Annotated in this window: 8 protein-coding genes; 4 read left to right on the top strand and 4 right to left on the bottom strand. The window is 35.9% G+C overall.

All coding sequences use genetic code 11. The features are described 5' to 3' along the window. Window positions 1-12: 12 nt before the first annotated feature. On the bottom strand, window positions 13-318 hold the full coding sequence (locus ASE40_RS18090) for a TIGR03643 family protein (protein ID WP_057118527.1): 306 nt from the start codon (window positions 316-318) through the stop codon (window positions 13-15). A gap of 161 nt (window positions 319-479) precedes the next feature. Here ASE40_RS18090 and ASE40_RS18085 point away from each other — a divergent pair, with 161 nt between their 5' ends. After that, on the top strand, window positions 480-743 hold the full coding sequence (locus tag ASE40_RS18085; protein WP_057118526.1) for an IS6 family transposase: 264 nt from the start codon (window positions 480-482) through the stop codon (window positions 741-743). Window positions 744-1,245: 502 nt separating this feature from the next. Here the strand turns inward: ASE40_RS18085 and uraH are convergent. After that, the gene (uraH, locus tag ASE40_RS18080; protein ID WP_057118525.1) at window positions 1,246-1,653 is read right to left on the bottom strand and encodes a hydroxyisourate hydrolase; all 408 of its coding nucleotides are present in this window, start codon (window positions 1,651-1,653) and stop codon (window positions 1,246-1,248) included. Window positions 1,654-2,236: 583 nt separating this feature from the next. After that, window positions 2,237-4,753 carry an Ig-like domain-containing protein gene (locus ASE40_RS18075; RefSeq protein ID WP_057118524.1) on the bottom strand — a complete coding sequence of 839 codons (2,517 nt, stop codon included), beginning with the start codon at window positions 4,751-4,753 and terminating at the stop codon, window positions 2,237-2,239. A 252-nt stretch (window positions 4,754-5,005) separates the two neighbouring features. On the opposite strand from ASE40_RS18075, the gene ASE40_RS18070 reads away from it, so the two are divergent. Next, entirely contained in the window at window positions 5,006-6,010 is a 1,005-nt protein-coding gene (locus ASE40_RS18070; RefSeq protein ID WP_057118523.1) for a LacI family DNA-binding transcriptional regulator, read from the top strand. Between the two features lie 16 nt (window positions 6,011-6,026). Here the strand turns inward: ASE40_RS18070 and ASE40_RS18065 are convergent, their stop codons facing one another. Next, complete coding sequence (locus ASE40_RS18065; RefSeq protein WP_057118522.1) at window positions 6,027-7,202, bottom strand: substrate-binding domain-containing protein; 1,176 nt, start codon at window positions 7,200-7,202, stop codon at window positions 6,027-6,029. Between the two features lie 214 nt (window positions 7,203-7,416). Between ASE40_RS18065 and ASE40_RS18060 the strand changes: the two genes are divergently transcribed. Both ASE40_RS18060 and ASE40_RS18055 read left to right on the top strand, forming a co-directional pair. Then, window positions 7,417-10,470, top strand: coding sequence for a SusC/RagA family TonB-linked outer membrane protein (locus tag ASE40_RS18060; protein ID WP_082586830.1), 3,054 nt, complete (start codon window positions 7,417-7,419; stop codon window positions 10,468-10,470). A 12-nt stretch (window positions 10,471-10,482) separates the two neighbouring features. Beyond that, window positions 10,483-12,171, top strand: coding sequence for a RagB/SusD family nutrient uptake outer membrane protein (locus ASE40_RS18055; RefSeq protein WP_057118520.1), 1,689 nt, complete (start codon window positions 10,483-10,485; stop codon window positions 12,169-12,171). The last annotated feature ends 15 nt before the right edge of the window (window positions 12,172-12,186 follow it).

The following is a 12,186-nucleotide window of genomic DNA, read 5'->3' as shown; positions in this document are numbered from 1 at the left end:
TGTAAAATTTTATTAACGCTTAGAGATTTTATTATTTGAAATTGCTCTTTGCCTGTTACATTTAAACTTGTCAATACCTTCGGGTCTCTTTGCTGTGTGTTTTGTTTTACAATTTTCAACCCTCTCGCGCCACAATCTGTAACTGCTGAACTTTAATTCTTTCTTCATCAAAGCTTTCACATCACTTTCAGATAGACCAAATTGAAATTTTATTGCATCAAAAGGAGTTCGGTCTTCCCATGCCATTTCTATAATTCTGTCGATCTGAATTTCATTCAATACACTATGGTCTATTTTTGCAATGATTGACTTTATCATATGTTTTGTTTAATGATTATTAATTAGTGTTAAACAAAAATAATCATTTTACATTTGCGGGCGGCCTCAAAATTGAAAATAGATATAATTTTAAACCCATAGATATGGTTCTGCCCCCATTTGGAAATAACGTTATCATATAATTTTAAACCCATCAACAAATGAATCCTAAAGATCATCACTGTCTAAAATATATCAATATTCAGGCAGTATATTTTAAACTAAGATTTACACTTAGTTACCGTGATGCTGAGGGAATAATGGAAATTAAAGGGGTGCTTGTGGGTCATGCCGCGATTCGGCCATGGGTTTATAAGTTTACACCTCTGCTTGAGTCAGAGATGAAGAAGAGAAAAGGCAGAGCGGGGACGGGCTGGAGATTAGATGAGACCTATATCAAGGTAAAAGGTATTTGGTGTTATTGATATAGGGCAGTTGATAAATTAGGTAATAAGGTTAACTTTCTTTTGACTAGAAAAAGACAGAGAATGTGTGCCCAGTCTAATTAAAGTAATTAGTAATAACTACAAACCACGAGTAATAAACATTGATAAAAGCGGTTCTAATACAGCAGCGATCAAAGTCTACAACAAGCGCTCGTTCTCAAAGATTAAAATCCGGCAATGTAAATATCTTAACATGTTGCCGAACAGGAGCATCGTTTTATCAAGTGGCGCATACAAAACGGATTAGGTTTTAAAAGTTTTGAATCGGCCGAACGAATATTAGCGGAATTAAACTGGTAATATGCTTATTAAGAAGCAAATGATTAGACCAGGGATATCTATGTGTAAATCATTTTGTAAATTGTCGGGCTAATTTTTAAATTACCTAAATTCTTATATTTGATTCTGACAGATGCGAAAGGACCTTTTTTTTAAAACATAATTTTGGGAAAACTCAAAAATAAAATATTTTTCAGCTGAATTAATTTCCTCGGTAAGTTGAATATCCAAAAGCGGAGAGAGTTATAGGAACGTGATAATGTTTTTGGTCCTTTATCTGAAATACAACTTCTATAAAGGGGTAAAAACTTTCTACATGATTGTTTTTAAAATAATCGGCTGTAAAGTAAGTCAATTTGTAAATTCCTAAATTAGATTTTTCCGAGTTTAGAAAATCTGTGATTCTCCCGTTTATATCGGTTTTTTTCTCCTCAATGAAAGACCATATTTTTGTTTGTTGATCATATTTTTCTAATCGTATTGTAACGTCGCTGACCGGACTTCCTTTTGATACATCCAAGATGTGGCTTGAAAGCTGGAAGTTGTTTTGTTGAGCAGACATTATCGTGGAGAATGCTGCCAGAATGGATATTATTAGTAGTTTTTTCATGTTTTTGTTTTGTAGTGTTAAAATATTATTTCTCCTGTTGTAAATTTCATATCCTGTTATGGTTTATTACTAGTATACAATCGGACACAGACTTTATTTATAAAATAATAATCATTAAATATCTGATTATAATACAGCAGGATTTCGTTCCGCTTTGTTTGTATTAAAGTAAAGCAGGAGAAATTGTAAGCAGCGACTTCTGATTTATATTTGTTTTACTTTTTAGAAATTTCTCAAGTCTAGCATACATAAGCTTAATGATAATTTGCGTTTGCAAGGTAGTAGATCATACAAATTTAAGAATGTATTTTATTTAATGCGGTATATTCAATAAAAAACATCAAAAGAGAAATTACGATTGTATAAAAAAGAAAATAAAAGCAGATTTGAGCACTGTTAGAAAGATTTAATAGTTTCTTAAAGAAGACCTGCGAATCTAAAGATTTGCAGGTCTTACAACGTTTTATAAAGGTTTTGGAAAGATTGAACACTTTCTTTTCGTCTATCATACTATTATGGTGAGAAGTAGGATTCTAATCTTGAGCCTGGAACCTTCATAATATTGATTGTTTCAATTTTTAAACTACTCTACAAAAATTTTTTGAATCCTTGTTCTTACAGAGTTCGTAGTCCTAAGAAAGTAGACTCCTTTATTCAAATTAGAAATTGGAACAGCGGTAGAAGTATCATAATTGTTCAATTTAGAAAATATAGTTTCCCCGTTCATATTGATAATAAAAATATCGAATGGAACTTCGTCATTTGATGAGATATTTAATGTAGATCCTGATTTGACAGGATTAGGATAAGCAACAAAATTTTCTACTGGTAAAGAAGCATTGATTACCTCTGAATTTAAGTTTTGTACGTTTTTTAAACTTAAAGTATTGGCAGATCCGGCAGAGGTTAAATAAAACTCTACATCATCATAATCCAACCATTTGTCTGCAGTACCTGTATATTGATAAAAGCCCAATTCGCAGCTATTGTTTGTTACAATGATATTATTGATCTGTACCTGAGTCCAGTTGGGTATGCTTGTATTTAAATAATAATTCAATGGATTTCCTCCGTAATTTTTTGCATACATAAGCGCCGTGCTTTGTCCGCCAGAACTACGTACCCAGGCTTTCATGGTATAATTCCCGTTTACAATATAGGTGAGGGACTGGAAAACGGCAACTTCAAAAGCTGAGGCTGAGGACTGAGTGCCTTTGTAAGTTCCAGAATGCGGCGAACTTGTTGAGGTTTGCGCATTAGCGGAGCCAGTACCATATTCAGTCCATCCTGTTGGCGTCTGTGTTGTGGTTGTGTTTGCTTCAAAATTACCATTGTTAAGTTTGTTAAAGTTTACAAGATCCTGTACAGATACGCTGCAATTTGCAGTTTTTCCGTCAGAAGCAGTAGCTGTAATTGTAACCGTTCCAACACCTACAGCAGTAATAATTCCTAAATTGTTTACTGTGGCTACTGCATTGTTACTGGAGGTCCATACTACATTTTGATCAGTAGCATTAACCGGAGTGAAAACAGTATTAAGAGCTCTGTTGGTTCCAATAGGCATTGTCATACTGTTTTGTGAAATTCCAAATGCTGTGATAGCAACTGGTGACAAATAAAACTCAACATTATCATAATCCAGCCAATTATTTGCTTTTGCAGATTGATAAAACCCAAGCTCACAGGTATTGTTGGTAACTTTGATATTGTTGATTTGTATTTGAGTCCAATTAGGTATACTGGCAGCAACAGAGTAGTTCTGGTCGGTACCGCCGTAGCCTTTTGCATACATGGTGGCAAAATTCTGGCCGCCGGAACTGCGAACCCAGGCTTTCATTGTGTAGTTTCCATTAGCAATACCAGTTAATGATTGAAAGACTGCAACTTCATAAGCTGTAGTGCCCCATTGGATACCTTTGTATGCTGGTGAGTAAGGCGCAGCTGCTGAAGTCTGTGCATTTGATGCGCTTCCCCATTCAGACCAGCCTATGGGAGTCTGGGTTGCCGTTGTATTGGCATCAAAATTTCCATTCACTAATTTATTTACATTAGCCAGATTCTGTACAGAAACGCTGCAGGTGGCAGTACTTCCATTGGAAGCTATTGCAGTTATGGTTGCCGCACCAATACCCGTGCCGGTAACCAGTCCCCAGTTATTTACAATTGCAACTGAGCTGTTGCTTGAGGTCCATGAAACAATCTGGTTTGTTGTATTTGCAGGTACAAATGCAGTATTTATTACCTGTTTCCCCCCTTGGTTTAAAGTTAGTGTATTTGGAGATATTGAAAAACCTGTTGCTGCAATTTGAGTGTTATCGGTATCTTTATAAACTTTTACATAATCGCAGTACATTGTGGCAGGGAGAACAGTTGTTGCATCAGGCGGTCCTGGCCAAGTTCCTCCAATAGGAAGATTTATAAGTATATAATGAGGTTTATGAAATTCGCCTGTAAAATTATATCCGTCTGTGACTCTAAATTGTTTGTACAAAATATCATCAACATACCATTTAATATAGTTGGCATCCCACGTTATGGAATACACATGCCATTGTGTGACATCAACATTATAAGTGGAACCGTCTTGTACATGTATTTCATTTGCTCCTGCCCAATGTGTTGTTCCATGAACCATAGTTTCACTGTTTAGATGCTCAAAAATGTCTATTTCACCACATTTTGGCCATCCAATCTGCGGAAAATTGGAACCCAAAGTCCAAAAGCAGGCCCACAATCCTTTTCCGTTAGGCATTTTAAAACGCCCTTCAATTTTCCCGTATGTTACTGAAAATTTATTTAGAGAAATAACGCTTCCAGACGTATATTGCTTACCGCCAAAGTCTTCTTTTATGACAGTAATTTCTAAGTTTCCATTGTTCTGTTTTACATTGTTGAGGCTGTTGGTATAATACTGCAGCTCGCTGTTTCGGATGTTACCGCCCAGTTCGTAGCCCCATTTATTGGAATCTGGTGCTCCAGTACCGTTAAAATCATCAGACCATACTAATTGGTAATTCTGCGACCGGGCAGTAAAACTAAAAAGCAAAAACAGCAGTGAACTGTAAAAAAATGCCGGCATTAAAGTTTTAATTTTTTTCATAATAATTTTGGTTTTAGTTAGTAATGATTATGCAGCTGTTAATTAATTTATTGATCCGTTTATGACTTCATTTTTTTTACTTTAAAAGCAATTTAATTGGTCACAAAACAGTAAAAATGAAATTATTAATCAGTTGAAAAACAGTCAAAACTATTATAAAAAATATTATAATTTGTGAGAATAAATGATTTTTTTTGCGCAAACGAAATTAAAATTTGCACAAATAATTATATTTGTGAAATGAAGAAGAAAATGATTACAATAAAAGATATTTCTGAGAAAACGGGGTTTTCAATTTCAACTGTTTCAAGGTCTTTAAAAGATCATTCGGATATCACAGAAAAAACAAAACAGATTATCAGAGATACAGCAAAAGACCTTGGCTACCAGCCTAATTTTTTTGCTCAGAACTTTAAAAGCAATAGAAGCAATATTATAGGAGTTCTTGTTCCTGATATTGAACGAGGTTATTATGCTTCAATCATTAGCGGTATGCAGGAGAGGGCAATTGAGCAGAAGTTTTTTATTGTTACCTGCCAGTCAAAAGATTCTTTCATGGATGAGATTAAGGGAATTCAAACTCTTATCGGGCTGAATGTTGACGGTATCGCTATTGTACATTCTAAAGAGACCAGTAATTTTACAGAACACCATAGCATTGTTAAAAATAACATTCCGCTTTTGGCAATTGACAGAGAACTTTTAGGTCTTGATACTCATTTTGTTTCAAATGATCAGTTTGTTGCGGGGTTTATGATTGGCGAACATTTAGCTCAGGAAGGATATAAAAATATTGCGATTATTGCAGGTCCTGAGAATTTAATTATGAGCAGACAACGAGTTGAAGGCTGTATTGCCGGAGCAGAATCGGCAGGTATAAAAATTAGAAAAGAAAATATAATTTATTGTGATCTGCAGCGTGAAAGAGAAATTTTTGCTGTTTCACAATTACTCCATAAAAAAGAAAAACCAGATGCCGTTTTTTGTATTTATGACAGAGGAGCAATAGAAATAATACATTATTTAAGCCATCAGAAGATTAACGTGCCTAATGAACTGGCTGTAGCGGGATGTGGGAATGATTCTTTCTCGCATTATTTGAATCCTTCTTTAACAACTATAGATTTAAATCCTCATAAACTTGGAGAACTTGCGGCTGAAATACTAATTAATGATATTATCATGGATACACCTGGCCGTAAAATTAAGAATTCATTTAGGCCGAAGCTGATTATTAGACAATCTACAAGAAAGTGATTTAATGACTTTCTATTTATTGGTTTTTTCTCTTAAGGCTTGATTCTCTTATTAAAAGATCTCCGTCTATTGTTTGAATCTTTGTTTCTGTTTCAGAATCATTATTATATTGATGTAAAAACATTTGCATTGTAGTTTCACCAATTACTGAAGTTTGTATATTATAAGTAGTAAGCGGCGGATCTATTAATTCCCCCATCAGATCATTTCCAAAACCGGCAACAGCGATATCTGAAGGTACTTTAACCTTTCTTTTTTTAAGATGTTTGATTACATATATGGCAGATCGGTCTGAAATGCAGAAAATTGCATCGGGTCTTTGATCTAGATTCAGCCAGTCATCTACCACTCCGTTAATGCTTATATTCGAATAATCTGTATAAGCAATAAGTTCTTTGTCTATTTTAATTTTATTCTTTTTTAAGACATTCAGATAGCCAAGCAAACGTTCTTCTGTAATGGATAAAGATTTAGGACCTAATATGATTCCTATACGTTTACATCCCTGCTCCAAAAGGTGGTTGGTGATTTTTTCTGCTCCTTCCGTATTTTTTGCTAAAACTTTTGAAATGCTTTTTATAGGATTGATGCGGTAGAAATTGACGATAGGAATTCCTCTTTTGCTGTATGATTCTATATAATCAAATTGAATAGTACTGGAGGAGTGACAGATTAAAAGACCGTCAACTCGACTGTCCATCAGTACTTGTACATTTTCTAATTCGGTGTCATAATCTTCATTCGACTGGCATATTATGACTTTAAAGCCGTTTTTTGAAGCAATTTTCTGAATCCCTCCAAGCATCGAAGAAAAAAAAGTAGACTGCAGATGCGGGATAATAACACCAATTGTCTGTGATTGCTTATTGGCAAAATTTCGGGCAAGAAGGTTAGGGCGGTATTCCATTTCTACAGCTACCTGTTTTACTGCTAAAATTGTTGCAGGACTAATGTCGGGATGATTCCTCAATGCACGGCTGACAGTCGTAGCCGAAATTCCCATTGCCTGCCCGATATCGACTATTGTTGTCTGATAATTTTTCTTCGTCTTATTTTTTGCTTTTCTACTTTCATGATTTAAAGTGAAATTATAGTTGCATTCTTTACAGTAATAACGCTGTTTTTGTCGGATAAATCCTGACTTTAAAACAGTCTCTACTTTGCTGCATTTAGGGCATTTAACTCTCGGCATGGCATTTTGGATTCAAAATATTTTTCAAAGATAGAAATTTTCTATCTATCGAAAACGATACTGCAAACGTTTGAGATAGAAAAAACGATTGATACGCAATTTTATACGTTGCTTAGATGTGCTTTAAATTCTACATTTGGCTCAGAACTTTTAATATTTGGCTCTAAAATATCAATATTAAAAATTTACTAACCAATCTAAACCAAAACAAATTATGTACGATTTTTTTCTCAAACTTCGCTGCGTTTTAAGTATTACAGGCTTTTTGCTTTGTATGAATATGTACGCACAAAATTCTGTTAAAGGAATTATTAAAGATGAGTCTGGATTGATCATTCCAGGTGTAACGATTCAGATCCAAGGAACAAAAATTGGTGCCACGACCGATTTTGATGGAAAATTTGAAATTAAAGCTGAAAAAGGAAATATTCTTGTTGCTTCTTTTATGGGTTTTGAAACTCAGACAATACCCTTATCAGGACAAACGAACCTTAATATAGTATTAAAGGTTTCTAGTAAAGAATTGCAGGAAATTGTAGTAATCGGGTACGGTTCTTCTAAAAAGAAAGATTTGACAGGAGCAATTGCAACGGTTAAGTCTCAGGAAATAGCTGGACGAAGAACAGTTCAAGTTTCTGATGCTTTGCAAGGGCAAATGGCAGGAGTAACGGTAACAAGAAATGGCGCTGCTCCTGGTTCGCAATCAAAAATCCGCTTTCGTGGGGTAACTACATTAGGAGATACGGGAGGAAATGATCCTCTTATAATAGTTGATGGCGTGCCGTCAGGAAATATTGATTACCTGAATCCTGAAGATATAGAAACGATAACAGCCTTGAAAGATGCTGCATCTACAGCCATTTATGGATCAAGGGCAGCTGCTGGGGTTTTATTGATTACTACCAAGAGAGCAAAATCTGGAAAAACCAGTTTTGATTATAGTTATGAATATGCACAGGCGACTCCAGTAAACCAGCCAGGTTCAATGGGAGCTGTCAGGTATATGCAGTTATATAATGAGTATTTGGCTAATGACGGTGCCGCTCCTTTATATTCACAAGCTACCATTAATAATTATAAAGCTAATAATGCAGCTAATCCTGACTTGTATCCTGATACCGATTGGCAGTCTTCTATTATTAAAAATAATGCGCCAAGGATTATTCATAACCTTGCATTTTCATCGGGATCTGAAAATGTTAAAACAAGAGCCGCTTTTGGGTATTCTTCCATTGAGGCATTGTATGATAACCGTGGTTTTAAAAAATTAAACGCGGGAGTTTATAATGATTTTAAATTTAGCAATAAACTGAGTGCCAGTTTTGATATGAGTGTGGTGAGAACTGAAAGTAAAGATGTTAATATTTTCAATAATAACATTTTTTTGGATGCCAGAGTTATGCCTGCAATCTATGATGATTATTATTCGGATGGCAGATTTGCACTTGGTAAGGACGGGCGTAATGCATTGGCACAAATCAGCGACGGCGGTTTTAAAAAGGATATAGTGAATAATCTAACCGGTCGTATTGCTGTGAATTTCAAGCCTTTTAAGGGGCTGACTATTACAGGTCAGGCTGCTCCAACAGTAATTTTTTCGTCAAATAAACAGTTCATCAAAGTAGTTGAATTCACTGATGCTTTAGATCCTTCGAAAAAAGTTGCCGTGGGACAGCAGCCGGCTTCTTCTTCGCTGAGAGAAGAGAGACCTTACTTTTATAGATTTAATGGACAGTTTATTGCTAATTACGCAAATACCTTCAGTGAGAAACATAATTTAGATGCCACTGTGGGATATGAAAATAATTACTCATACAATGAAAGTATAACGGCTTCTCGCGCAACCTATACATTATCGAATTTTCCATATCTAGATGCTGGGCTTCTAGCATTCAGAGACAATGGAGGCTCTGCTTATGAAACGGCTCTAAGTTCTTATTTTGGAAGGGTATCTTACAATTTCAAAAACAGATATTATTTTCAGGCAGGTGGTCGTTATGACGGATCTTCAAGATTTAATGCTGATCAAAGATGGGCTTTCTTTCCTTCTGTGGGAGCGGGATGGGCGGTTTCTGAAGAATCTTTTTTTAAATCAGTTAAAGAATTTGGAGTTGATTTTTTGAAGTTTAGAGCTTCATGGGGACAGTCAGGTAACGAGCGTATAGGAAATTATCCTTATCAGGCAACTATTAACTTGTATAATGCTTTATTCTATCAAAATGGTGCAGTGGTTGCTCCAACTTCTGGTTCTCAGGTTAATTATGCAGTTAACGATATTACATGGGAAACACAGGAAAGTACAGATATTGGTTTAGATGCAACTTTTTTAAATAACAGGCTGACTTTAAGCGGAGATGTATTTTACAGGCAGACTAAGGATATTTTACTCAAACTAAATGTGCCGCTTTATCTTGGGTATGATGCGCCTTTTCAAAACGCAGGGAAAGTCAGCTCAAAAGGTTTTGAAGTGACTGTTAATTGGTCAGACAAGATCGGATCGGACTGGAAGTACAGTTTAGGAGCGAATTTAGCCGATGCTAAAACAAATGTTGATGATTTGAAAGGAACTTCTATATTAGGAGATACATCAAATATTGAAGGACAGGAATTTGCAGCTTGGTATGGATATAAATCAAACGGCATATTCCAGACAGCAGCAGAAGTTGCAAGCTCTCCGGTTACAAGTGCCAGTGTAAAACCTGGAGATGTCAAATACATGGATATTGATGGAGACGGCAAAATAACGCCTGACAAAGACAGGGTTATTTTGGGTGGATCATTGCCACGCTACACCTTCGGTTTTAATGGCAGATTGACTTATAAAACTTTTGATTTTTCATTTGTTGCTTATGGAGTAGGCAAACAACAGGTAAGACTTAGCAATTATGCAGTACAGCCATTTCAGGAAACTTTTGGGAATGTGCCGACACTGATTGATGGCAAATTCTGGAGCGTCAATAATACAGCGGAGCAAAACGCAGCCGCAGAATATCCAAGATTGTCTAATGCAAGCAGTGGAAATAACTATGCCATGTCTGATTTTTGGCTGGTTGATGGCAGCTATGTAAGAATTAAAAATATCACATTGGGATATAATTTTAGTAAAAAAATCACTGATAAGCTTGGATTGGAAGGACTTCGCCTGTATTTAGCTGCTAACGACGTATTTACGATCAGCCATTTTCCAAAAGGTTCAGATCCTGAAGTAGATGCTATTTCATATCCAATTGTTAAAACCGTTATGACAGGTTTAAATGTTAAATTTTAAAAATTAATTATCATGAAAATTTCAATATATTTAACTGCATTATGTCTGGTGTTCTTTACCAGCTGTCAGGAATTAGATTATAATCCATTATCAGATCCATCGAGTGGTAACTTTTATTCCAACGAAACTGAGCTTACGATTGCTGTGAATGATTTGTACCGGTTCTCCTTTATCCAGAATGATAAGGAAGAGTACAGCGATAATTATTTATATAGAGCCAATCCAAATGCTGTAATTAACGGTACCATGAACAGCGGTGATCCCGATGCTCAAAAATTATGGACAGATGCCTATAAAATAATCACAAGAGCCAACACAATCATTGCCAGTTTAAACAGAGCTGCCGGAAATACCTCAGCAGCAGCCTTAGCCTCTTTTGAAGCGCAGGCTAAATTAGCCAGGGCCTATCAATATTCAAGGTTAATTACACATTTTGGTGATGTGCCGTTAATTAAAACACCGATCACCTTAGCTGAATCGTATTCTTTTACCAGAACTGATAAAAATCTTGTTTTGCAATTTATTTTTGAAGATCTAGATTTTGCAGCTGCAAACCTGCCTGCCTCTTACAATGCTAGTGCGATACAGCGTTTTACAAGCGGTACTGCGCTGGCCGTTAAAGCAAGAACAGCTTTATATATGGGAAAATATGACATTGCCAAAGCAGCGGCTAAAGCTGTTATAGATTTAAATGTATATACGCTGTATCCAAGTTATCGTGATTTGTTTTTAAAGCCGGGAGAACAATGCAAAGAAAATATTTTAACCGTAGTAAGGGACCAGGCCAATGGGGTTGTTTCCGATGGTTTTACTGCCCCAGACCATATCGCTCGAAATGCTGGTGGATTTGCTGCTAAATTCCCAACTTGGGAATTAGTGGATTCTTACGAATGTATAGATGGTCTGCCTGTGGATAAATCGCCGCTTTATAATCCCCAAAAACCATTTGCAAACAGGGATCCGCGTTTAGCGCAGACCATTGTTCCTTTTAGTTCTATATGGCTTGGTTATATTTACCAGCCTCATCCAGATTCTTTAAAAGTAAGAAGAATAAGTGATAATGCAATGGTAACTAATAACGATAATCGTGCAAATGCTGTCAATGCCAGTTTTTCAGGTTTTTTATGGAAAAAAGGTATTGATCAGTCTTGGGCTGACAGGAAATTAGAAGACAATGATTTGAAAATTATCCGTTACGCAGAAATGTTTTTGACTTATGCCGAGGCTGACATTGAAATGAATACTATTGACGCCACTACATTGCTTTACCTAAATACTGTCAGAGCAAGAGCTTATGGAAAAACGGTAGGGCAGACTACATTATATCCTGCTGTAACTACAACCAATCAGACAGAATTGCGCACTATTATACGCCGTGAACGAAGAGTTGAATTTGCATTTGAAGGATTAAGATATATGGACCTTATCCGATGGAAAATTGCAGAGAAAGCATTAAACAAGCCTGGTGTAGGTATTCCTGATCCGGTTCCTGGCAATGCTATCCATAAAGCTAAATTCCCATTTGCCGGTGCACCTGTAATTGATGCAGATGGCATCCCGGATTATACCCCATACATTGCCACAGGAGCGGCTAAAAATTTCACCACCAGAAAATTTGATGCTGGCAGACAATATTTATGGCCAATTCCTGCAATTGAAAGAACTGTTAATCCTAATTTGACACAAAATCCAAATTACTAAATTAGATTAAAATTA

Origin of the sequence: Flavobacterium sp. Root935 (assembly GCF_001429295.1) — a bacterium.
GTDB lineage: Bacteria > Bacteroidota > Bacteroidia > Flavobacteriales > Flavobacteriaceae > Flavobacterium.
The sequence above is the reverse complement of the archived record's forward strand: the minus strand, read 5'-3'. Positions and strand labels throughout refer to the sequence as shown.

Bases quoted from the DNA above. Each gene is read 5' to 3' on its own strand.
- ASE40_RS18070 (WP_057118523.1), top strand. From the start codon at position 5,006: ATGATTACAATAAAAGATATTTCTGAGAAAACGGGGTTTTCAATTTCA.
- ASE40_RS18060 (WP_082586830.1), top strand. From the start codon at position 7,417: ATGTACGATTTTTTTCTCAAACTTCGCTGCGTTTTAAGTATTACAGGC.
- ASE40_RS18055 (WP_057118520.1), top strand. From the start codon at position 10,483: ATGAAAATTTCAATATATTTAACTGCATTATGTCTGGTGTTCTTTACC.
- ASE40_RS18090 (WP_057118527.1), bottom strand. From the start codon at position 318: ATGATAAAGTCAATCATTGCAAAAATAGACCATAGTGTATTGAATGAA.
- ASE40_RS18065 (WP_057118522.1), bottom strand. From the start codon at position 7,202: ATGCCGAGAGTTAAATGCCCTAAATGCAGCAAAGTAGAGACTGTTTTA.
- uraH (WP_057118525.1), bottom strand. From the start codon at position 1,653: ATGAAAAAACTACTAATAATATCCATTCTGGCAGCATTCTCCACGATA.
- ASE40_RS18085 (WP_057118526.1), top strand. From the start codon at position 480: ATGAATCCTAAAGATCATCACTGTCTAAAATATATCAATATTCAGGCA.
- ASE40_RS18075 (WP_057118524.1), bottom strand. From the start codon at position 4,753: ATGAAAAAAATTAAAACTTTAATGCCGGCATTTTTTTACAGTTCACTG.